Source organism: Thiofilum sp., from assembly GCF_016711335.1.
Classification (GTDB): domain Bacteria; phylum Pseudomonadota; class Gammaproteobacteria; order Thiotrichales; family Thiotrichaceae; genus Thiofilum.
On record NZ_JADJTF010000004.1, the window covers coordinates 128,064 to 151,401 of the forward strand.

Genomic DNA, 23,338 nt, shown 5'->3' on the forward strand with positions numbered 1-23,338 from the left:
GTACACAATGGTTTTAGTGACAATGTGTATGTGCCGTGGTCGGTACGGATTCATCTCTTAAACGTTTGGGGCGGGTGCATCGTTTGTTAAAAAAGCAGGCAGTGCCGTTGCAGTATTCGGTGTTTTTGGTGGAGTTGAATGCACGGGGACGTGAGCGCTTGATTAAGCGTTTGGCGGCTTTGATTCACGCTAAGCAGGATGATGTGCGTATTTATCCTTTGCCGAGTGAGCCGCAGTGGTGTGGGTTGGGGCGGGCGTTGTGGGATGAGGGGGTGATGCTGGAAGGGTTGCGTTTGCCGCCACTGCTGCGGTATCGGGCGGATGAGGAGTAATAATATGGCGATGAATGGTGGATTAATGAAGGATAGAGGTTTATACTCTGAGGCGTTTAAGTTCTTTAACAATCTGGTTTTTGGGTTTTGCTTAAGATTTTACCACCCTAGCTTTTTTGGAGGTAAAATTTCCGCTAAGGGTCTTTGCAAGTCATTGACTCTAAAGCCTCTCCAGACACGAAGGGTTTAAACGATTGCCCTGTTTAAAAGGGATTAAGACCGTATTCGGGATTTCCCAAATTACCGTAGCGCTCGTTTAAACGATTGCCCTGTTTAAAAGGGATTAAGACAGGGTAAACCAGCAGGCATGGTTATCTCATGATGGTTTAAACGATTGCCCTGTTTAAAAGGGATTAAGACTTCCTTCACTTCCTAAATTTAAATTTCCTCCTATGTTTAAACGATTGCCCTGTTTAAAAGGGATTAAGACGGCGTACAGTTTCAGATAATTCGGAACTAATCATTGTTTAAACGATTGCCCTGTTTAAAAGGGATTAAGACTGAGTTTTTTCGTACACAGTTTTCAGCCGTGCATTGTTTAAACGATTGCCCTGTTTAAAAGGGATTAAGACGGGATAATTCTGATGGGAAATAGTCCGGTAGGCGTTTAAACGATTGCCCTGTTTAAAAGGGATTAAGACGCTACATATTGGAGGCAAGCAAGCCTTGTTAGGTTTAAACGATTGCCCTGTTTAAAAGGGATTAAGACCACTAAGAAGGCTAAGATTTCCTTTTTTAAGTCGGTTTAAACGATTGCCCTGTTTAAAAGGGATTAAGACAATTAACAATTTGCATGTTACTCGCAGACGGCATGTTTAAACGATTGCCCTGTTTAAAAGGGATTAAGACATAGAGATAGCTAGGTGTGCACACTTCGACAACGTTTAAACGATTGCCCTGTTTAAAAGGGATTAAGACCCAGCCATTCGGCTTTTTCGCATGAATCGATAACGTTTAAACGATTGCCCTGTTTAAAAGGGATTAAGACCCCATGATTTGCCGGATATTGCAGAAAACCCTGTGTTTAAACGATTGCCCTGTTTAAAAGGGATTAAGACGGTGGCTTATTACCACCATCAAGTATTCTGAAAACGTTTAAACGATTGCCCTGTTTAAAAGGGATTAAGACAATTTATTCCGGATTGCTTCGTAGTCCTTGTCGGTTTAAACGATTGCCCTGTTTAAAAGGGATTAAGACACTTCAGTTTCCTCAGCACTGGCAATATCAGTCGTTTAAACGATTGCCCTGTTTAAAAGGGATTAAGACAGTGAGAGGGGATACGTCTTGATACATCATTTAGGTTTAAACGATTGCCCTGTTTAAAAGGGATTAAGACCAGGGCTGGCGTTTAGACCTTCACTAGGAAGTCTAAGTTTAAACGATTGCCCTGTTTAAAAGGGATTAAGACCCCGCCTTGCTCAGGGCTGGCGTTTAGACCTTCGGTTTAAACGATTGCCCTGTTTAAAAGGGATTAAGATGTAGGGGCAAAATATTTTTTGCCCTCTACTAAGTGCAGAAACGTGCATAGCTACTGTTTTTTTCATACTTTGATTACCGAAACCCTCTATGCCCTAGCCTGCCAACAGCCCAAACCTTGGATACCTACTGAAATCCACATCATCACCACCACCAAAGGCGCTAACATCATCAACACCCAACTCAGCGCCCCCCATCACCGGCTCGCCCAACTCTGCCACGACTACCAACTTCCAGCCCTAAGCCTAAAACCCGAACACCTCCACCTGATTAGCACCCCACACGGCAAAGCCCTTGACGATATTCGTAGCAGCCACGATAACGCATGTGCGGCCGACTGCATCATGCACTGTGTGCGCGAATTAACAGCAGATGCCAATAGCAGTTTGCATGTGTCTCTATCGGGTGGGCGGCGCACTATGACCTATTACATGGGCTATGCGCTGTCACTATTTGGTCGCCCGCAAGATCGCTTGACCCATGTACTGGTGGATGATGACTACATGTGGCAAGAGCAGTTTTATTACCCACCCCCACATATCCAAATACTCACTAAAGCCGACGGTTCGCAGGTGGATGCGGCTACCATTGAAGTCACGTTGGCGGATATACCATTTTTACGCCTACGTGAAGAGTTACCGCTGGAAGCCTTGCATAGCCAAAAAAGCTTTACCGAGATTATTAAAGCCACCCAAGTACGCTTTGACCCGCCCAAGGTTGAGTTCCATAGACGCCGCGCTCAAGTTCGATGTAGTGGCGTACTCATCGAATTTACCCCTATACAGGCTACTTTTTATATTTGGATGTTATTACGCCGTCTCCATCAGCAAGCGCCTATTCATTGGTCTAGTGACGAAACCCCTGATCTGGCTACGCAATTTCTTCAGTGCTATGAGCGTTTATTTGAGCGGAATAGTCACTATGAAGTGGTGGCTAAAGGCTTAAGTGAGGGCTTTAGCAAAAGCTGGTTTGAGGAACGCAAATCGACTACGAATAAAGCCTTGATTACCGCATTAGGTAAAACCAAAGCACAACCCTATCTCATTCATGCTCAAGGCAAACGCCCCAAAACCTGTTTTGGCATTACCCTAGCACCTGAGGCTATTGAGGAAATATAACAATAGAATACTGAAAAAGTACTCTAAAAGTATTGCAAAAACACTATAAAGATACTCTTTGGATACATATCGCTATACTCAGGGTTGGTGTTTTTTTAATTTCAACAAGCTTGTCGCTACTTGCTTATTATTTAGTATCAGGAATAATGCGGTATAACCTAAACCTCATCTCAACAAAGGGCATTGTTGATGCAAGAATTATCCTACACCGTGTCATTCACGACACCCGCTTTCCTTAGTAATGCGGAACAACAAGCGCAATGGCGCACACCACCGTTTAAGGCACTGCTCCGCCAGTGGTGGCGGGTTGCTTATGCAGCAGACAAACAATTTCAGGTCAATATCGCTGAAATGCGCAGAGAGGAGGGTAGCCTGTTTGGACAAGCCCACGAAGGAGATAACCGCAAGAGTTTGGTGCGTATCAGGCTGAATCACTGGGAAAAAGGTTCTTTAAACTCAATTCCCAGTTCGGGTACAGTTTTCCATGAGGAAGTTGGCAAGGGTGGCGGCATGAACATCCAAACCAATGTTTACCTTGGCTATGGCCCGATTAATGCGAACAAAAACGCAATCGAACCAGAAAAGCAAACTGCTGATCTCTGGCTGGGTTTTCCCGATGCCCACACTAAAAAGATCGCACAAGCAATTCAACTGATAGCGTGGTTTGGAACATTGGGGTCACGTTCACGTAATGGTTGGGGTTCTTTGAACGTATCTCCCCAAGATGGAATACTCACTTTTAAAACATTAAGTTCGCTTAGTCTTCAGGGCTTAGTTCGCCCACTGCATGAGTGTCTGCAACTGGATTGGCCTCATGCGATTGGCTCAGATAGTAAAGGTATTCTTGTTTGGAAAACGACACCGCAAACTTCATGGCGTGATGCAATGCGCGAACTGGCTCGTGTGAAAATTGCCTTTCGTACTGCACCTTATTTCAAATTTCCTCAAGCCAAGCCTGATGGCAATTTTCACCCTCGGCACTTGCTTGCTTATCCTGTTACCCGCCATGATTTCATTGAATGGAAAAAGAAAAATGGTAGGTTGGGCAATCATATTCGATTCAAAGTAGTGAAAGAAGGAAATAAATATCACGGACTAATCGTTCACCTTCCTTGTCGCTTGCCCGAAGAGCTAGCCCAATCTTTGCGCCCTAGACCGCAAGAATTAAACATTTGGCAGGAAGTACACAAGGTGCTGGACGATAAAAACAAAACCAACCTAACCCGCCTGCAATAAGGAATAACACCATGAGCAATAACAACCTCTGGAAAACCAAGCTGGCGGCATGGCTGCACGATCCGGCTGAAAAGGCGCTGATCCTGTTACGCGATAAAACCGGCCATGAGTGGGGAACGGTCAAACGCCTGCGTGATGAGCTGGGCATTGATTACGGCGATATACTGGAACAGGCAGATTGGTACGCCTCTGCTGCTGACCGCCCGCAATTTCCGACTGAAGGCAAAAGGTATGCGGCTTGGACACAAGTGGATTTTGCCGACAAGCCAGTGCTGAAACATCCGCTGACAGGTAAAGCGTTTGACCTTGGTAAATTGGACAACCTTCACCCCGAACACTTGAAAAAAGTCAGTGAAGACCACTTCCGTTCGTTGATCATTAACGGTGAAGACGGCACGCCCGACTGGCAGAAGACGCTGCTGAATTACTGGCGTTTTGGCCCTGAATCCCCTGCACCAGACTTAAATCACCTTTGGCAAAATCTGCCTGCCGACACCCGTATCCCCGATCATTCCATCTGGGCGCATCTGGACATTGTGTCCGCTTTTGCCGGGGCAATGACTGCGGGCAAAGACGGTACACCCGCCTTGCTGTCAGTCAGTTTCGGTCCGGTACAAGGCTTTATTGCTGAAGCGCGTAGCACCTCTGACCTATGGGCAGGTTCGCATTTGCTGGCGCGGATTGCTTGGGAAGGCATGAAAGTGGTGTGTGAACAATTCGGGCCAGATGCTGTGCTGTTCCCCAATCTGCGCGGTGTGCCGCTGGTGGATGTTTGGTTGCGGGATCAACTCAAGACCGATGAAAAAGCTAAACAACGCTTTGATCAGCTTGAATGTTTCCAACAAAAAACAGATACCAATCCACTCTTCGCCGCAGCATTGCCTAACCGCTTTGTTGCGCTTGTTCCCGCCGATCAAGCCAAGAATATTGCCGAAAAGATTGAGCGCAATGTCCGTTTGTTTGTGCAGGAACTGGGGGATACAAGCCTAAGACGTATCCTGAAAACCATTGGCGTTGATGAAGCCGACGACTCCCTGTATTGCTTTGAGCAAATCAAGCAGCAACTAGCAGGCTTCCCCGAAGTCTACTGGGCGGCTGTGCCGTGGTCATTGGCAACCAAAGACAAACAGGCAGATACGACTCAACTACAACCTATCCTCAGCAATTTCTATCCTGAAGGTGACGAAGTTGGATTTCTGGGTGGTAAGGCTTGGCAAGTGCTGCAAAAAGGTATTGAGCTGGATGGCGCGAAATTCTATACCCCCAATCCGGGTGTACTGTACCCCGCTCTGTATGAGTTGCTTGACCGCGTAGCGGCAGCTTCCAAATCAGCCCGCCCGTTCGCCCAACTCAAGCAGAAGGGATTCCGCTCCAGCATGAACGGGGAACGCGAATGGCTAACCCTAGATAAGTCACAGCTAGACCTACCATCAGGGCAACGGAAAGATACCCTTTGGACACGCCTTGCCGATAAAAAGCCTAGTTGGGCGAAAAAAGGTGAACATCTGGATGCACTAAACACCATCAAACGCTTGTGGCCTACCTTGTTCCGGGATGAAATCAGCGCAATCGTTGGTAACGATGTGCAACGTTATGTGGTTTCCACCCATACGCTGGCTTTGGCGGTAACACTCGATAAGTTGGCAGAAAATATCAGTAACGAACCTGAAACACTGCAAAAGCTGGCTGAACTTAGCCGTAAGGAAGATTTGCTCAAGCAAGAAACAGTGGCGCTGCCGCTCGCATTAAACCGCAAAGTAAGGGTAAATGGTAATTTTGAAGCGATTGCCAAACGCCTACCCGCAGCAATGGATGCAGATGAGGATGGAAGGCTTGCAGGTAAGCTGAAAAACATCTTGGGTACTGCTCCCGAAACCTATTACGGCATGATCCTGCTGGATGGCGACAAAATGGGGGCATGGGTATCAGGGGATGAAGCAACACAAATTGCCTATCAGGATTGCTGGCATCCCAATATTCTCAATAGCGATGCTTTCAAGAAGCTGATTGATAAAAATACGAGCCTGAAAAACTACTTGCAGGAAAAGCGTCAGACCTCCCCCGCACGTCACCGCGCCATTTCTGAAGCCTTGAACCAGTTTTCCATCAAAGTGGCGCGGTTCGTGGTGGAAGATTGCTTCAAGGGCAAGCTGATTTATTCGGGTGGTGATGACGTGCTGGCCTTCGTTTGCGTGGATGATTTGCTGCCTGCGATGACGATGCTGCGTTATCTGTATTCCGGTAAACCTGTGCCCGAATGGGTTGCTAACAGGCTGGACGCCAAGACACGCAAGCGTGTCGATAGCAAAAATGGTTATCTGCTGTTGGATGGCAAACTGCTGATGACAATGGGCGAAAAAGCCGAAGCCTCTTGCGGTGCAGTGGTTGCCCACCACCAAGCACCGCTTGGCTATGTTTTGCGCCAGTTACGCGCTGCCGAATCCAAAGCCAAGAATGCAGGCGGGCGTAATGCTTTTTCCCTACACGTATTCAAACGCGCAGGCGGTGAAATCAGTGTGACCGACAAATGGGAACACATAGACTCTAATGGCAATAATATTGATCCAACTGGCAAAAATGCCCCCGAACTACTCGCCAAACTCATGGCAATGCTGGCTAGTGAAAAAGTTTCCCGCCGTGCAGCTTACCACTCCCTAACATGGCTAAAGCAACTACCACCACGGCCAGATAGTGAAATGCTGAGAACCAATTTGGCTTACCAGTTTGGACGGCAAGGCGGCGAGCCTAATCTGGCACTTGAACTGGCTGCTTATTTTGCAACACATCATCAGGACAAACCCGCTGAGGCATTGGAAAACATGCTGCTGGTGGCTGAATTTCTTGCCCGTGAAACGCGCCATGAAAAATTGAAAGGAGACGTAACGCTATGAGCACGACTTATCGTTTTGTCAATGCGGTGGACACGATTTCCATTCGTGGCAACAAATTGTTTGGCGATGCGGGTTCACACGGTGAAAGCAACTTTCCGCCCAAACCATCGGTGTTATCCGGTGCATTCCGTTCGGTGCTGTGGGTCAACAATGGCGGTGATGCAAATGCTATCCAGCAAAGCCCTTTCAGTATCACGGGTGTATTTCCAGCACGTCAGGATAAACACGGCAAGGTTGAGCTGTTTTTGCCCTTACCCGCTGATTTGTTGGTAACGGATAAGGATAAAAGCAAAGGTGAAGGTAAGGTTGTCCGCAAGCTGAAGCCACAGAAGCTGGATAGTGCAATCCAGCACAGCCAAGTTTCACAATTGCCGATGATGCCTATTTTGCGCCAAGGCAAACCCGCCAAGCCGGAAAACGGTTGGTTATTGAACCAATCTGGCATAGCTGCTTATTTGGGCGGTGAAACGCTGACTGAAACGCACATTACCAAACAGGCCGAATTGTGGGGCAAGGAATTCCGTATTGGTATCGGTTTGAACTGTGATTCCCGAACGGCTGACGAGGGCAAACTGTTTACGGTTGAACATACTGTTCCGCAACAACCAGAGAATAAGGGCATTACAGCGGGGTTAGTGGTTGGCATTGCCAATGGCGATGACTTGCCGGAATCCGGTTTCATCCGTTTGGGTGGTGATGGTCGTGCCGCCGAATTTTCCCTAACAGATGCGCCAGCCATTAACGCTATCCCCAAATCTGCCACTTTCAAACTGGTGTTACTGACCCCCGGTTTGTTTGCCAATGGCTGGCTACCCGACGGTATCGAAGAGGAAAACGGCGCATATTGGCTCAAGCTGGATGGTTTCAAAGCCCGTCTTGCCTGTGCTGCGGTTTCTCGTGCAGAAGTGGTGTCCGGCTGGGATTTGGTGAAATGGTTTCCCAAAGATGCTGAACGTACCGCACCGGCTGGCAGTGTCTATTGGTTTGACCAAGCCACGGGCGACTTCGCGGCACTCGACAAGCTGGTGACACAAGGCTTATGGGCTAAAACACCAGATAATCCACTGAACTCACGTCAAGCAGAGGGCTATAACCGCGTTCTGTTAGCTGCTTGGTAAACATCGAAAGGAATAGAATCATGTTTGAACAATCCCGTTTACTGTTTTTGTACGCTGTCACGCCTGTCCATATGGGGGCTGGGCAAGCCATTGGCGTAATCGACAACCCGATTCAGCGTGAGCGCCACACCAATCACCCGAATATGGCAGGTTCTGGTTTAAAAGGTGCAATCCGTCATCACCTGAACCGTCACGATGGTTGGAAAAATGGCATGTTAAACCGCTTGTTTGGCCCGGCAGAAAATCCTGATTTTGCAGGGGCAATCAGCTTCGGCGATGCACAACTGGTAGCTTTTCCGGTGCGTAGCCTCAAGCAAGCCTTTGTGTATGCCGTTTCCCCGGTGACATTGGCGCGGCTAAAACGCTTGGCAAATCTGGCAGGGGTAAAAGCTGATTGGGAAATCCCACCCGCTGGTTCAGACCAATGCTGTATCACCGACAACCGTGTGCTGAGCAACAGCAAACTGGTGCTAGAAGCCTTTGAATATGCTGCTGAAGAATCGACGGTCTTGAAAACCGTTGCCGCATGGCTGGCGGATAATGCCTTACCTCAAGATGCCGCCCACCAATATTTCCGCGACAAAATCAAAACCGATCTGGTGCTGTTGCCGGATGATGCGTTCAGCCATTTTGTCGAAAATGCGACCGTGGTTGAGCCGCATGTGCGTATCAATGATGAGAGTGGTACAGCAGATGATGGCGGCTTGTTTTACACCGAAAACCTGCCACCGGAAAGCCTGTTGATTGCCCCCGTGTTTGCATCTATCGAGCGTTATGCGAAAGATAAAAAACCTGAAGCACACATGGATGCTGGGCAGGTGATGGGCAAACTTGCCGATTCACTGGGCGATAAACTGGTGCAGGTTGGTGGTGATGCGACCACTGGGCGCGGTCAGGTTGTATTGCACTTTGCAGGGGAGAAGTAAACGATGGCAACTTTAGACCAACAACGAGCAACCTTTGCATGGGCTGCAATCAGTGAAGTTAAGCCCAATCTAGTCAAAAAAGAATACACCAATCTGGCTAAAGCGATACCCACCATGATGATGAGTAATGGGTTGATGCAAACACTTGCTTTTTTGCAAGCCAAAAATGAAGAGCAACACCAGAAATTGTTAGCTCATATATTGAATTGGCTGGATATTCGCTTTTCGATGGGTGGGCTATCATTTGAAAAGGCAATAAATGCTTTACATTATTCTGATTCAGCAACTTATATGCAGTTAACAAACGAAACGATGGCGCTGCTACGCTGGATTCGCCAATTTGCTGATGCTCGCAAGGCAATGGGGTAATTTATGGGGAAAGTAAGTTTTGAAATTCCACGCTTAACCGTTCCCGATTACATTGCTGAACGAGAACAGCAAATTGAAAGGGAAACAGCACCGGGACATAAATTCTCGATTTACTTCAAAGCCTCAACGATTACAGGAGAGGTAGATGATGGTAATGACAATAGACAAAAAAATCGCCTAAAAGAATTGGCTGATAAAGATGACTTAGCTGCTCTTGAGCGAGAAGGTATACAAAGAAGAAATGACTGGGACAAGTTGAGTTCTGGCAAAAGCAAAGCTCTTGGTCAAACATTGAAAGTGCCTCTGGTCTCGATTGAGCAAATCACAGCATTACGCCAACGCCAACAGGCTTTGGTTTCCCTTGCCGCCGTCGATACGAAATTGTCACTTGAAGCCGAAGCCACTTCATCATTGGCAACCGGCATGGGCATGGAGCATCCGCTGGAGAATGGTTTTGCTTTCTTGAACCCTTACGGATTGCCATATCTACCCGGTAGTAGCATCAAAGGCGTGTTGCGCCGTGCAGCAGAAGAACTGGCTTTTGATGAAAATAGTCAATTCGATATACTTGATGTTTGGTTTTTATTTGGGTTTGAAGGTGCAGCCGGTAGTTGGTGGTCTTTAACCGGCAAAGAGAAACAGGCTCTCAGTGATGAGCAAAAGCAGCGACGGGCAGAGTCAAAACAACAGTTTGATGCTCATTTACTGGCTTTGGTAAACAAACCTAAATTGGTCAGTTTTATTAAGAAAGTAGTACCCGAAGGTAAGGAGCAGAATGACTTTGTAGCAGCCCCCCAGAGTTTTCTGCAAAAACTGGATGGGATTAGACAAAAATTATCTTTAGGTGGCGCATTGACATTCTGGGATGCCATTCCCGAATTGGCAGGCAATACGATGGGGATGGATGTGATGACCCCACATTACGGGGATTACTATCAAGGCAACGGCACACCCCACGATGCTGGCAGCCCCAACCCGATTGTGTTTATGGTCATTCCAGCCAAGTCCAAATTTACCTTTCACGTAACAGCGGATACGTACCGCTTGAAAGAGGTGCAGAACTGGCAGGCATTGATGCAAACAGCCTTTGAGCACGCTTTCAAATGGCTTGGCTTTGGTGCGAAAACAGCGGTAGGTTATGGAGCGATGCGGGATATTAATAAATCCGCCAACTCTCAGGCTAAAACACAGCAAGCCGCGATTATTGCCGAATCCGAACCCGAAATCTGGGCGGGTGCAAAAATCAAATTCAACCGCGCTAATGGCACGTTGACTGTTGAGAAAAGCGGCAAAACCGCTAATGCACTCAAGCCAAAAGGCGAAGAACTGCTGAATACGCTTGCCCCTGCTATCAAACAAAAAGTGATGAGCAATCAGTTTGTGAAAGTGAATGCGTATGTGCAAGATAAAGAACTGGTAAAAATTGAGATTCAAGGATAAACGCATGCGCCTAATCACCTTCCTCGGCACGGGCAACTACGCTGAAACCCGTTACGCTTTCAACGGGCAGGAATGCCAAACCCGTTACGTTGCCGCCGCGTTGGCAACCTTTCTGCAAGCCGATGAGATCACCGTGCTGGCAACGGAACAAGCGTATGCTTCACACGCGCAGGGCTTAACCGAAGAATTGGAGCACTTGCAACTGCCGCACCCGACCATTCGCCGTATTCCATCCGGCGGCAACACCGAAGAGTTGTGGCAACAATTCTCGATCATTAGCGAGGCGGTGACAGCGGGGAACGTGGCGCATGTCAGTTTCGACATTACCCACGGTTTTCGCGCTCAACCGTTTTTTGCCGCTGCCGTTATCAACTACCTACGCTCGACGCTCGATACTGTGCCTGCGATGCAAGCCTTTTACGGGGAGTGGCGCAAGGATGAAGCCACCTCACCGATTTGGGACATCAGCACCTTCATTGGGCTGCTCAACTGGTCAAGCAGCCTGCAAAGTTTCATGAAAACTGGGCATGGCGCAGGTTTGGCAACGCTGGCAAAACAGGAAAATGCGACCATCCAAAAGGCAGGGCAAGGCAAACGCCCGACAACGCTGGCGAGTTTGGCAGATTCCATCCGTGCCTTTTCGGACAATATTTCCACCGTGCGTGTGCCGCAAATCATCACCAGCAAAGAACGTGGTAGTGCCAGCGATGTACTCGCCAAAATTGAGCAAAGCAAAACCGAAGTACAGACCCATTTCAGACCATTGTTTCCGGTGCTGGAACAGTTGCAAGCTAAGCTAAGAAAAATTCCAGCCGACACCTTGTTTAGCCCAGAGGGGCATCGGGCAATGTTAGAGCTGGCTAAATTATATGTCAGCTACGAGCGCTTCCCGGAAGCCGCGATTGTATTGCGCGAGGGCTGGGTTTCGTTGTATGCAGCCAAGGACAGAAGCTTAGAAGAGTTGCTAAGCAAACCAGAGCGGACTGCAACTGAAATCCGTTGGCAAGAGGCTGAAAATGAAAAGAAGAATCCCAACGGACGCGCTGATCTATTAGGCAATGTCCGAAACGACATCCAACACGGTGGCTTCCGCACTGCCCCAACCCCTGCTAAAGCCTTGATAGACCATTTAGAAAAGTTACTGAGCGCGTTTGCAGCCAAATTAGGCGTTGACCATCAGGAAAACAGTTATCCCGCCTATTCTGAGAAAACTGATGAGAATGTAAGTCCTCAACAGGCTAGCCTGCCAGCGGGTTATTTGGCCGCCTTGATGATCGGCGAGAAAGTAGCACAGGGATTTCAGGTGGTTATTGAGGAAATTAACAATCAGGGCGGTCAAGGGCATGTACTGCATCAACGGACTGAAGGGCGCAAGTTTATTATTGGAACCAATGATAAAAACCTGATTATGGCTGTGCATTCTCACTTGGCAGTGAGAAAAGCATTTTAGCTCGCTAGTTTAAATATCCGTTTGCAACCGCGCCGTTTCCTGCAAGTGCTAGTAGGCCCGCGCCAAGTTTGTGGATTGAACAGCAATGACGGGTGGTGCGGCTGTTGGCTCAGCAACAATCTACCCTATTAGTCTTGGATGAAGTGCAAAAGGGACAGGCGGTGTGCCGCTAGAGGTGTTTTTGACCACACCGGTGGCTGGATGGTTTTAGCTTACCGAAAGCTAAACGCTTTATATGAGTTTTATTATAAAAAGGGGCTGTTATGACCACTTATTTTATTTCGCGTCATCCGGGGGCTGTTGATTGGGCCGAGTCAGAGGGTTTTCATGTTGATGAGCGTTTGGCGCATTTTGATGTGAATATTGTCCAACTCGGCGACCGTATTTTGGGCACGTTACCCATTAATTTGGTGGCGGAGGTCAACGCCCGTGGTGGCACGTATTATCATTTAACGTTGGAATTACCTGCTGATGCTCGTGGTAAGGAATTATCAGCCGAGGATATGCGCACCTATGGAGCGCGACTAGAAGGCTACTCCGCCCAAAAACTTTAAGGCATAACTATGAATATCCATATTTGTTTGGTCTCTGATCAACTTTTAGCAAATTATATCCCTGTCTTAATGGCAAAGCCCGACCAAGTACATTTGGTTAGCTCCATATACGTAACTAAAAAGGGTCTAACAGACCGTTTTGAAAGGTTGCTGAGGCAGCAGGGTTTTGTAGTGGTTCGCCATGAAGCAATGCCAGATGCGACGATAGCCGCTATTCGTGATTATGCTAACGCCTTATGGCATACCATTAACGAGAAACTTCCGAATGCCCAAATTACGCTGAATATCACGGGTGGAAATAAGTTGATGGTGTTAGGTATGTCGGAGGTGTTTAATGGTGCTGTAGAAAAAGTGATTTATACCGATACCTTACATCACTGTATTGAAAACCTGCATGATCAATCCAAAGAATCCCTGCTTTCAGTACTGGACATTAAGCAATATTTACAAGCATATGGCATTAAATATCTTAGTGCCGAGTCCGATAAGACTGATTGGCTTGAAAAAGTATTAGCACGTAAAACCATCACCAAATATCTTGCTGAACAATCGCCTGTGTTAGATTCATTTATTGGTATACTCAACTATTTAGCTCAACAAGCTTTAGCCAAGGATAAACACGATCTGATGTTATCACAGCCCTTGCAGTGTCTTGATAGAACTCCGAACAAATTATGGCGCGAAGCTTTGCTGAAACTGCAAAATGCTAGTTTATTGCTCTGGGATGGTGATAAAGAAATTACTTTTCTTGATATGGAGCGTACTCGCTACTTAGGAGGCATTTGGCTAGAAGAGTATGTCTATTTTATAGCGCGTGATGCTGCACCGGAGCATGTTGCCGGTGGGGTGAAAATCAACTGGGATACTAGTCGCCAATCGACTAATGAACTAGACGTGATTTTAGTTCATCGCAATCGGATGTTAGTTATTGAGTGTAAAACTTTGAAGTTCGGTAATAATGAGCAAAAAGAGAGCGATATGGTTTATAAAATAAGTGACTTGGGTGATGAGTTAAGAGGTTTATTCGGCAAAACATGGCTAGTTAGTGCTAGAGAACCTAATGACGTGATAAAAGAGCGAGCCAAAAGTAGATCACTAGAGATTATTGCAGCGGGCGACTTGAGAAATCTGCGCCAGAAGGTTTTGCAATGGATGCAGGCTAACTAACAAGCTTGTTATTGCCGCTTTTTCCTCCCGTTTGCGGCATGATTTTGGGTTAAGTTACCAAAAGAGTGCAAGTTGATGCTGCTTAGGTTTATTCAAGAGGTGTTAGATCCTATTGGTATTGTGATCGGTTTGGTGTTGGCGATTCCGGTCTTTTCTACTTGGTATCAGGTGGTGTGGGGGGAGCGCCGTCGGTATCGTCATTATTTGCAAGCGATTCGTAATGCTCCGGGTCAGCGTCCAGCGATTTTAATTGTGGATTTATTGCCCGGTCGCAATATTCGGGCGGCGGTGGAGAATTATTGTCAGCAACAGGAGGGTTTACGGGGTATTCCGCGTGAACGGATTTTTTGTGTACAGCAAGATGGTTTAGGTCTGGAGGCTGTTGATCATTTTAGGGGGGTGATACGGGGGCATGTGGGGGAGCTTTATGCTCAAGGGGTGGATCGTATTCATTATTTTCATGCAGGACCTAGTATGGCGGCGGCGATGGTGGGGGCGGAGTTGGGGAATGGGTGTGCGGTGTGGTTGTATCATTTTGAGGGGGGTGGTTATCAGGCGTTGGGGTTGTTGAGGTTGTCGCCAACTTTGTATCGGTAGGAGTGGGTTAAGTGGTGATGAATGGTGGATTAATAGGGTATAGACGGGTATACTATGAGGCGTTTAAGTTCTTTAACAATCTGGTTTTTGGGTTTTGCTTAAAATTTTACCACCCTAGCTTTTTTGGAGGTAAAATTTCCGCTAAGGGTCTTTGCAAGTCATTGATTCTAAAGCCTCTCCAGACACGAAGGGTTTAAACGATTGCCCTGTTTAAAAGGGATTAAGACTTAGTCACCTCAAGACTCAAGCCGCGCTGTTGCGTTTAAACGATTGCCCTGTTTAAAAGGGATTAAGACGATTTGAATACCGTGCCGTTGTTTTTGTTACTGTGTTTAAACGATTGCCCTGTTTAAAAGGGATTAAGACCGTGCGTCGCTACCCATGCCTCGAAAGATTCGGTTTAAACGATTGCCCTGTTTAAAAGGGATTAAGACATTCCTGCATCTATCGCCTTTTGGCGACGGACTGCGTTTAAACGATTGCCCTGTTTAAAAGGGATTAAGACCCTTCTTTTTTTGCCGCGGCGAAGGCTTTTGCTGCGTTTAAACGATTGCCCTGTTTAAAAGGGATTAAGACCTTGACTATTGAATTGAATTACATTTCCTGTTGAGTTTAAACGATTGCCCTGTTTAAAAGGGATTAAGACAGATCCACTTTTATCATATTTTCAACCAGCACAGTTTAAACGATTGCCCTGTTTAAAAGGGATTAAGACGCGTATTGTTCTGCCATTGCTTCGGTGCGGGGTGTTTAAACGATTGCCCTGTTTAAAAGGGATTAAGACGTAACGATGGTGTAACAGCTCCATTGATTTTCTGTTTAAACGATTGCCCTGTTTAAAAGGGATTAAGACTAATTTAAGTGGGTAATACTGGAATCGAACCGTTTAAACGATTGCCCTGTTTAAAAGGGATTAAGACTTATCAGGAACTATTTCTTTTTTTAATTTTTCTGTTTAAACGACTGCCCTGTTTAAAAGGGATTAAGACAGCGGGTTAAATGCAGGCAGTGTCTATTCTCAAGTTTAAACGACTGTCCTGTTTAAAAGGGATTAAGACAAATCAATCCCTCTGAGTCCTTGTGATCAAGTTGTTTAAACGACTGCCCTGTTTAAAAGGGATTAAGACCTACCGCATCTACCCACAAGTGACGGTCTATAGCTGAGATGCTGAGGGAGCGTGGGAGGTGAGGTTATATGACCAATGGGAAGATACTATTACTGTACCCTGCATAGCAGCGGTGTTGACCCTTGCAGAGATTTATGAAGGGATTGAGGGCATAACCCATCCAAAACAAAAAGTTTAATCAATCACTGAATGAAGCTGCCAATACTAGCAGCTACTCCTGAAAAAATACTTTGACAGTACTAATTTAATACTAAAATTATAGTTTGATAGTACTCATAAACTACCGAATCAACACTCATCATTAGCCTGAACCATAGCTTCTTGCAGCCACGCTTTAACCCTCGCTCGATCTGGCAAAGCCTCCATCACAAAATCGGTCAAACGCTCCAAATCCTGCTCAGAAATAATAGTCGGATCGGACTGTAGGCTACGCTTAGGATCAGTAAAACGCTGCTGTGCCTCCGGTAATTCCATCCAATGCCCTAATAATTCTTCTAATAAATCCGCCCGACTCGGCGCTCTAAAACCCACCGAATAGGTCATACACTCACCCAAGGCTACCCCATAATGCGGCACATTCGGCGGTAAATAGAGCAAATCTCCCGCTTCCACTACCCACTCTTGTTCAGGGACAAATTCACGCATAATGCGCAGATCGAGATTCGGAATAAAATTCTCCTCACTCACCGCTTGCGTACTAATCTGCCAGCGCCTTTGCCCCAAACCCTGCAATAAAAACACATCATAGGCATCAATATGCGGCCCCACCGATCCGCCCTCTACTGCATAACTGATCATCAAATCATCAATACGCCAATCAGGAATAAAGCGGAAGGGGTCAATAATGTCTTGCAAGTCTGGCTCAATTTCATTCATATCATTGACCAATAACGTCCAGTGCGTCGGCGGTAACTTAGTAAAATCCCGTTTACGCAAGGGCGAATGACGCACTTCCCACGGCGTTTTACCACCCTTTTCGATCACTAAACGCGCCGTATCCACATCACACGCAATTCCCGCTAATTCATCGGGACTAATCGGGCTGGTAAAATCAGCAAAAGCTTGGCGAATCAGCAGCGGTTTTTGTTGCCAATACTCCGCTAAGAATTGCTCAACAGACATTGCACCTAAATGGGTTAAAATAGCACTAGACATTATGTTCAACATCAGCCTTAGAAAAACCGTTAGTGTACTAAAAAAGCAGCAAAAATCATTACTTAGTTAATAATTTAAATCCTTCCCACGCCATGAATACGGCAAAAAGCCACAGTACCAAACCTAAGCCACGCACGAGCATTAAATACAGTTGGCTACTGAGAGCATGACGATAGCGACCTGCAATTAAGGCTAATAATACCTTAGCCCCTACTAGACAAATATAAAAGCCTAGTAAGGCTACTAGCGCTAAACCTAAAGACTGCTGATAAGCCTTATAAATTAAAGGTGCTCCAATAGTGATCCAAAAGATATAGGGATGAGGATTGACTAAATTAACTAAAATACCTTTTTTTAATGAGGCAGGCTTAGTTATCAGTGAAGAATTATTTATTGCAATGGGTTGAGTATTTAAACTTTCATAGCCCATCCATATTAATACTAATGCACCGACTAAAGACATAATCCCTAATGCGGTTTGCATTTGAGCCAATTGATTCATTAAGACTAAGGCTAAAATAATAATCGGTACATCGGTAATAAGAGGGCTAAGGGCTACTTGTAAACCCGCTTTAGTACCATGCTTAAGTGTCTCCGATAGTACCAAAGTGAGCATAGGTCCCGGACTAAAACCCGCATATAAGCCCAATACCAAAGCAGTGAGTAATAAAGACATGGGCACTTCCAAGTAATTGATAATAAAAGATTAAATACTTAAGTTTTAAACCAAAAAAACGCTAAAAAACTCGTACTTAAGTATAGCCTGTAGTATAATAGACCCTCAGTTAGATTCAATCACAAGGAGTCTGCCTTATGCGTCATTATCAAAATTTACAAGGCCAATCAGGGGTAGTGAACTATGCTATTGCTGATGATGCTATTTTAGTAGAGTTTAAAAAAGGGGCGACTTATCTTTATACGGCTGCTTTAATTGGCAAAGAAAACTTTGACACTATGAAGCAGTTAGCCGAAACAGGTAAAGGTTTAAGTACTTTTATTAGTCAACATATTCGGCAATTGTTTAATCGCAAGTTTAATTAGGAAGATACAATGGGTTTAGGTATTTTAGTAGCTATTGGAGTAATGGTTATTATTTTTGCTAGTGCAGTATTGGTCATTGGCGCTATTAGACATTTTTTCCCAATGGTGGAGCCTATGATACCGGATTCGTTTAAAAAAGGATTAAGCTTTCAGTATGGGGCTTACTATTTATTAGCAGGTCTAGTATTGATTTTAATAGGGCAAGTTTAGGCTAGTTTGAAAACTAGCCTTAGCCTCTTAATAAGGTTTGACTATTTGGTATTAGACGGTGCGGCAAACCCTACCGATACATCAGAAGACGGGCAGTCGGCTAGTTTAGATAAATTAATAAAAGAACCATCCGCTTTACGCACAAAAGTATAGGCTAGATCCACTTCCTTACCATTTAATTTTAACGCCCAATACGTTTCATTACCTACCTTTTGAGTACTGACTGCTAGTGCTCGTACTGTTTGTGCTTTGCGTCTAAAAAAATCCTTGTCACCACAGGGTTCGCAAAACTCAATATAAGTACTATTGGGCTTAATATGATCTAAGGCTCGTGCCATTTGATCGGGTTCAATCAGTTGGCATTGATCCGCCTGTACATTAAAGGTGGCGATTGCTAAACCTAAGGCTAATAAAAATCTAGCTTGCATCACTTTTCCCTCGCTTTTCATCGCTATTATCAAAAATAAGATCATTTTAGGAGTAAATTCAGTGCTGATCACTACCGTTTATCTATTAATTATGACCTAGTTATCAAGCAAACATTCCAATACCGCTACACAATTTCCGCACTCTTTTTGCATAACAGCCTGCTAGGCTTAACAAACTACTAACTAGCCCTAACCCATAGTTGATGAAGAAACCTTGCTATTTAGGCAGCTAGAGCTTAGATGTGCACAGTGTGGAGAAGCCATGTATTACCGATTAAGTTATTTGGTTGTGACCCTAATGATTTTTAGCCTTGAGGTCTTAATTGCGACGGTGTGGAGTCACCATCACTTTATACGCGCTTATGGAGGAGATTTTCTAGTAGTGATCTTGATCTATACAGCTTGGAAGGTGGTATGGAATAGTGAACCTTACCGATTAGCATGGGGTGTATTGGTCTTTGCCGTGTTGGTTGAGCTGGCTCAGTATTTAAATATTGCTGATCATCTGCAATTAGGGGCTGACAGTGTGGCGCGTGTGGTAGTAGGTACGAGTTTTAGCTGGTTGGATATTCTGATGTATGCCTTGGGTTGTTTAGCTATCTATGTAGTAGATAAGCGGTTTTATCGCGCAGGAGCATACGTTTAAGTGATTGAGCTAAGCGTAGTCATTTAACTATCTTAAAGTGAAGTACTCTATTTTTATAGATAGTTTGTTTAGTGGCTACTAAAGTTAATAAAAATTAACTAAATGATTTTATTAAATTATTGCTATTGGCATACCTGATGCAATGTACTGATTACTCATCATTACCTAAACGTACCAAGGAGAGTAATCATGTCCGTTACTTCAAAAGGTGCTGTGACCTCCGATATACACCGTTACGGCGACTTTTTACACGCTATCCGTAAAACCTTTAAAACCAGTAGTAAAGAGCCATTATTCATCACCAACACCACTGATCTATGGGAGCTATTTCTCAATCATTTACCCGCTGCTACACGCCAAGAATATACCTGCTCGGCCTGCCGTCAGTTTGTGCAACGTTTTGGTAATTTAGTGCGCATTGATGAACAAGGTAATACGCAGTCAGTATTGTGGAATACCAAAGCTGTCCCAGCCTTCTTTCAGCCTTCAGTCCGCGCTATGCAGCAAGCCGTTGAGCAAGCAAGGGTGATGAGTGTGTTTGTCTCTTCAGCACCTGTGTATGGTCAGCCACAAACTGCTCATTGGAAACATATGGCAGTCACACCAGAAGTCGTGTGGAGTTCGCGCTTACTCAATTCGGGTCAATACCAAGCCAAAAAGCTCGAAGAGTTTAACATGTTAAGTCGTGCCTTAGAGACTTTTGCACCCACGACCGCAGATACAGCGGTCAAGTTATTGCGCTTTGATAAACTCTATCGCTCGGAAAAAGTATTGGGTGTAGCGGAATGGTTTAGAGCCATACAGCAACGCCTAAATGCTAGCCCTAGTCCCAAGCAACGTCATAATCAACAATGGCTCGCGGTAGCGACAGCACCTGAAGGGTTCTGCCATGTGCGCAGTTCCATGATTGGAACGCTATTGGAGGATATTGAACTGGGATTTGAGTATGAGGAAATTCGCCGTAGTTTTGCGGCTAAAATGCATCCTTTGCAATACCAACGCCCCCAAACGCCTCCTAGTGCCGGTAATATTAAGCAAGCCGAAAAAATCATGGCTGAGTTAAAAGCGGAACAAGCCTTAGAGCGCCGTTTTGCACGACTAGAGGAATTAAAGCTATTGTGGAAACCCAAAGCGAGTTCTAGTAGCACTAAGGCTCAGGTAGGTAATAAGGTCACAGGTGTAGGTGCTTTTGGACATTTATTGCCTAAAACTCAGAGCAGAGCGGTTCAAGCTATGAAGCTCCCGCTGCAAACCATGACATGGGAAAAGTTCGAGCGTAAAGTCTTGCCCGATGCATTCAAGGTTGAGTATTTAGTACCTGCAACACCGCAAAACTATATCGCTATTACTACTGCTGTGAATTTCAACGCCACGCCTATTTTGCAATGGGATCGTGTTGAGCAACGTAATCCGTTTGCAGTCTATGTCTATCATAATGGTTCCAAACCCTTAGATTGGAATTTAAAGCAGGGTTATGTGGAGGTAACAGGGATTTGTACCAATCCACCCAATTGGTACAAGGAGCTAAGTCACCAGCATAAAGGAGCGATTTTAGTATTGAAAGGGGCTAAAGATCGCCATTATTTAGGCGCGGGCGCAGCTATTTTCCCTGAAAATCTAATAAGTGAATTTCACCCGATTCGGAAAACGATTGAAGCTTATTCTAAAACAGCACGCTTGCAAGGATTTGAAGCAGCTTCTGCTTGTGGTTTATTTATATCTTCAGGCGGTGAATTAAATCATCGTTTACGTGTGACTAGCGAATTAGGCGTACAAGAATATTGTATTGACCGTTGGGATTAAAAGAGAGGGAAGCGCTTGCTATGTTTTAGCTATAAAAGAACCCCTGTTATTGGCAATATAACAGGGGCAAGGCAGTATACTCAGATAAAAATAATTAACTGAGTGAACATATAGAAAAAAACAACTATTTTACAAATTAAAAAATCAAACTATAAGCATTAATTATTCGATGTCATTGTCAACTATTAGTGGTTTTTACGGAGCTACTATACAGGTAAAGTTAAGTACTTGTATTTCATAGGTTAATTTTAATTAAATTTCATTAAGCTACTAAACGGTTAGTAAAAATATTAATTAATAACTCCCCTTCAGCTAATCATGACTAATTAATTGATTAATTGAAAGGAAATAGAATTAGCAGGTTAAATAGTAAAATCTTCACGTTGATTTTTATATTTGTATGCTACTTGAAGGGTATGGATGCTCTAAAGTATTATATTTAACTTAAAGAAAACAATCTTGCTAAAATAATTAATTGAAATTTAAAGTTAAAAGTATTTTGTTAAATTAATCTAATAAAGTATTACCTGCTGATGACTACTTTAGTCTGCTGAATAATGCCTTTTACTTATCTCTCATATCAGACTTTTGTTGGGATGTTTTATGCTAAGTCTAGGGTTAGAGGGTATGTTTATACTTAACCAGTAATGAGTAGATATTAAATAATTGAGGCATCAGAAATGACTGGAATTTTTAAATATCAAGTACCCAATCGTACTATTCATACTAATCAACATCAAGATAAAGTTAATAATAGTCATGGTCATAGTCAAATTATTAAGAATAATGCTGCTATTAACTTAAATGATTTTAGTGCTTTTTTAATTAATCTGATTCAAATGCTTATCCAATTGATCGGTAGACCGAACAATAACGTCACGACATTAGCGGTAGGTGAGGAAGATGGTGGTATGCCTCCTACTCACGGTCATAATGGCTCTACGGTAACTACCCTAGCTATAGGCGAGGAGGATGGAGGCATAAACCCACCACCGGCTGTAGGTACTACCGAAGCGATGGGTGAGGAAGATGGTGGTATGGTAACTACTCAAGCCCTAGGTGAAGAGGATGGCGGAACCATTACGACCTATGCAATAGGTGAAGAAGATGGTGGTATGGCAACCACTTTAGCGGTAGGTGAAGAGGATGGCGGTATAGCGACCACTTTAGCGGTGGGTGAAGAGGACGGTAGCTGGAAAGGCTAAGTGCTTATGCAAACCACCGTTTTAGTGATCGGCTATCCGACCCAAACCCAAACTAAACATCAAATTAAACACCTCCAACAAGCTGGTGCTCAAGTTATCGTCATTGATCCTTATGGGGATGAGGGTACTTACGCCTCATTAGCATGGGAGCAAGAGCGCCTTATTTGGGCAGAACAAGCGTTGCCTTTCAGCACCTTAAATAGCGTATTGCTTTGTGCTAATGCGCCTGAATACCCTACTGAAGCGGCGTTTCAAACTCAACAGCCGCCTCATTTGAGTTGGGAGGATTGGTTTCAACATTATGGGACACAGCGTGATCGTAGCGATAGCTTGTTAAGCTTAGTCCTGACCTTAGAGCAATTAGGTATCCCCTGCTTTAATCCGCCTAGTAAAAGCCAACTCTCGCGGCGTAAGCCTTATCAATTACACCTGATGCGCTCAGTCGGGTGTCAATTGCCCCAAACTTTAATTACTAATGATGCTACAGCGGCAGCCAACTTCATTAAGCAGCAAGGGGCTTGTATTGTAAAACCCGCTGCGGGTGGTTCTTTGACTTTATCAGCTAATGCTTTATTAGAGCAGGATGAATTGAAGCATTTGGCCGCCCCCGCGATTTTTCAACAGCGTATTAGGGGGCGGGACATTCGTGTAGTGGTGATTGAGGGTGAAGTAGTCTCTAGCGCTATTATTGATATAGCAGAAGATACTTTGGATTTTCGCGGTGATAGTACCTATCAACAAGGTAAAGCTCACTATATTGAGGTCACTTTACCGCAGGAAGTCATCGCTCAATGCCAAAGAGCGGCTCAAGTAGTAGGTTTGCGCTTAGCAGGCATTGATATTCGTGTCACCCCCGATCATGAATACTTTTTATTAGAGTGTAACTCCAGCCCTATTTATTTAGATGTGGAGTACAAACTAGGTCATCCCATTACGAAGTCTTTAGTTAATGCTTTAACCGCTAAGTAGTCGTTCATAAAGTTATCGAGTATTCCTTCCGCAGTCGCTGTGAATACATCCTTGTACGCTTCAAGGCGGCATCCCTGCC

The 23,338-nt window shown here is 45.0% G+C and carries 21 protein-coding genes and 2 CRISPR repeat arrays; of the genes, 18 read left to right on the forward strand and 3 right to left on the reverse strand.

What is annotated here, in order from left to right; translation table 11 throughout:
• The first annotated feature begins 35 nt into the window (after positions 1 to 35).
• From cas2 to IPL34_RS19810, 12 genes are all read left to right on the forward strand, one after another.
• The gene (cas2, locus tag IPL34_RS19755; protein ID WP_296843247.1) at positions 36 to 332 is read left to right on the forward strand and encodes a CRISPR-associated endonuclease Cas2; all 297 of its coding nucleotides are present in this window, start codon (positions 36 to 38) and stop codon (positions 330 to 332) included.
• A gap of 184 nt (positions 333 to 516) precedes the next feature.
• A CRISPR array of direct repeats spans positions 517 to 1,811; the repeat unit is 36 nt; unit sequence GTTTAAACGATTGCCCTGTTTAAAAGGGATTAAGAC.
• A gap of 42 nt (positions 1,812 to 1,853) precedes the next feature.
• A complete protein-coding gene (gene csm6, locus IPL34_RS19760; protein ID WP_296843248.1) occupies positions 1,854 to 2,927 on the forward strand; it encodes a CRISPR-associated ring nuclease Csm6 in 1,074 nt (357 codons plus the stop codon).
• A gap of 189 nt (positions 2,928 to 3,116) precedes the next feature.
• The gene (locus IPL34_RS19765) at positions 3,117 to 4,163 is read left to right on the forward strand and encodes an RAMP superfamily CRISPR-associated protein (RefSeq protein WP_296843249.1); all 1,047 of its coding nucleotides are present in this window, start codon (positions 3,117 to 3,119) and stop codon (positions 4,161 to 4,163) included.
• An 11-nt stretch (positions 4,164 to 4,174) separates the two neighbouring features.
• Complete coding sequence (cas10, locus tag IPL34_RS19770; RefSeq protein ID WP_296843250.1) at positions 4,175 to 7,054, forward strand: type III-B CRISPR-associated protein Cas10/Cmr2; 2,880 nt, start codon at positions 4,175 to 4,177, stop codon at positions 7,052 to 7,054.
• The gene (locus IPL34_RS19775; RefSeq protein WP_296843251.1) at positions 7,051 to 8,172 is read left to right on the forward strand and encodes a type III-B CRISPR module-associated Cmr3 family protein; all 1,122 of its coding nucleotides are present in this window, start codon (positions 7,051 to 7,053) and stop codon (positions 8,170 to 8,172) included. The genes cas10 and IPL34_RS19775 overlap by 4 nt, the downstream gene beginning before the upstream one ends.
• Before the next feature lie 20 nt (positions 8,173 to 8,192).
• Positions 8,193 to 9,098: a type III-B CRISPR module RAMP protein Cmr4 gene (cmr4, locus tag IPL34_RS19780; RefSeq protein ID WP_296843252.1), complete on the forward strand. Its 906-nt coding sequence runs from the start codon at positions 8,193 to 8,195 to the stop codon at positions 9,096 to 9,098.
• A gap of 3 nt (positions 9,099 to 9,101) precedes the next feature.
• A complete protein-coding gene (gene cmr5, locus IPL34_RS19785) occupies positions 9,102 to 9,467 on the forward strand; it encodes a type III-B CRISPR module-associated protein Cmr5 (RefSeq protein WP_296843253.1) in 366 nt (121 codons plus the stop codon).
• A gap of 3 nt (positions 9,468 to 9,470) precedes the next feature.
• Entirely contained in the window at positions 9,471 to 10,907 is a 1,437-nt protein-coding gene (cmr6, locus tag IPL34_RS19790) for a type III-B CRISPR module RAMP protein Cmr6 (protein ID WP_296843254.1), read from the forward strand.
• A 4-nt stretch (positions 10,908 to 10,911) separates the two neighbouring features.
• Positions 10,912 to 12,357: a TM1812 family CRISPR-associated protein gene (locus IPL34_RS19795; protein WP_296843255.1), complete on the forward strand. Its 1,446-nt coding sequence runs from the start codon at positions 10,912 to 10,914 to the stop codon at positions 12,355 to 12,357.
• Between the two features lie 263 nt (positions 12,358 to 12,620).
• Positions 12,621 to 12,911 (forward strand): CRISPR-associated protein Csx16, encoded by a 291-nt coding sequence (gene csx16 / locus IPL34_RS19800; protein ID WP_296843256.1) that lies wholly within the window; start codon positions 12,621 to 12,623, stop codon positions 12,909 to 12,911.
• Between the two features lie 9 nt (positions 12,912 to 12,920).
• On the forward strand, positions 12,921 to 14,078 hold the full coding sequence (locus tag IPL34_RS19805) for a DUF1887 family CARF protein (RefSeq protein ID WP_296843257.1): 1,158 nt from the start codon (positions 12,921 to 12,923) through the stop codon (positions 14,076 to 14,078).
• Positions 14,079 to 14,153: 75 nt separating this feature from the next.
• Positions 14,154 to 14,675 carry a hypothetical protein gene (locus IPL34_RS19810; protein WP_296843258.1) on the forward strand — a complete coding sequence of 174 codons (522 nt, stop codon included), beginning with the start codon at positions 14,154 to 14,156 and terminating at the stop codon, positions 14,673 to 14,675.
• Between the two features lie 191 nt (positions 14,676 to 14,866).
• Positions 14,867 to 15,802: a CRISPR direct-repeat array (repeat unit 36 nt; unit sequence GTTTAAACGATTGCCCTGTTTAAAAGGGATTAAGAC).
• Positions 15,803 to 16,090: 288 nt separating this feature from the next.
• Here IPL34_RS19810 and IPL34_RS19815 read toward each other — a convergent pair.
• Both IPL34_RS19815 and IPL34_RS19820 read right to left on the reverse strand, forming a co-directional pair.
• Complete coding sequence (locus IPL34_RS19815) at positions 16,091 to 16,957, reverse strand: cupin domain-containing protein (RefSeq protein WP_296843259.1); 867 nt, start codon at positions 16,955 to 16,957, stop codon at positions 16,091 to 16,093.
• Between the two features lie 58 nt (positions 16,958 to 17,015).
• On the reverse strand, positions 17,016 to 17,633 hold the full coding sequence (locus tag IPL34_RS19820) for a LysE family translocator (RefSeq protein ID WP_296843260.1): 618 nt from the start codon (positions 17,631 to 17,633) through the stop codon (positions 17,016 to 17,018).
• Between the two features lie 137 nt (positions 17,634 to 17,770).
• On the opposite strand from IPL34_RS19820, the gene IPL34_RS19825 reads away from it, so the two are divergent.
• Positions 17,771 to 17,998, forward strand: coding sequence for a hypothetical protein (locus IPL34_RS19825; protein ID WP_296843261.1), 228 nt, complete (start codon positions 17,771 to 17,773; stop codon positions 17,996 to 17,998).
• Between the two features lie 9 nt (positions 17,999 to 18,007).
• A complete protein-coding gene (locus tag IPL34_RS19830) occupies positions 18,008 to 18,208 on the forward strand; it encodes a hypothetical protein (protein ID WP_296843262.1) in 201 nt (66 codons plus the stop codon).
• 41 nt (positions 18,209 to 18,249) lie between these two features.
• Here the strand turns inward: IPL34_RS19830 and IPL34_RS19835 are convergent, their stop codons facing one another.
• Complete coding sequence (locus tag IPL34_RS19835; RefSeq protein ID WP_296843263.1) at positions 18,250 to 18,636, reverse strand: hypothetical protein; 387 nt, start codon at positions 18,634 to 18,636, stop codon at positions 18,250 to 18,252.
• Positions 18,637 to 18,898: 262 nt separating this feature from the next.
• Here IPL34_RS19835 and IPL34_RS19840 point away from each other — a divergent pair, with 262 nt between their 5' ends.
• From IPL34_RS19840 to IPL34_RS19855, 4 genes are all read left to right on the forward strand, one after another.
• Positions 18,899 to 19,282, forward strand: a complete 384-nt coding sequence (locus IPL34_RS19840) for a DUF2809 domain-containing protein (protein WP_296843264.1) — start codon at positions 18,899 to 18,901, stop codon at positions 19,280 to 19,282.
• Positions 19,283 to 19,471: 189 nt separating this feature from the next.
• Positions 19,472 to 21,085 carry a hypothetical protein gene (locus tag IPL34_RS19845; RefSeq protein ID WP_296843265.1) on the forward strand — a complete coding sequence of 538 codons (1,614 nt, stop codon included), beginning with the start codon at positions 19,472 to 19,474 and terminating at the stop codon, positions 21,083 to 21,085.
• Between the two features lie 680 nt (positions 21,086 to 21,765).
• Positions 21,766 to 22,290 (forward strand): hypothetical protein, encoded by a 525-nt coding sequence (locus IPL34_RS19850; protein WP_296843266.1) that lies wholly within the window; start codon positions 21,766 to 21,768, stop codon positions 22,288 to 22,290.
• Positions 22,291 to 22,296: 6 nt separating this feature from the next.
• Positions 22,297 to 23,259: a RimK family alpha-L-glutamate ligase gene (locus IPL34_RS19855; protein WP_296843267.1), complete on the forward strand. Its 963-nt coding sequence runs from the start codon at positions 22,297 to 22,299 to the stop codon at positions 23,257 to 23,259.
• Positions 23,260 to 23,338: the final 79 nt, after the last annotated feature.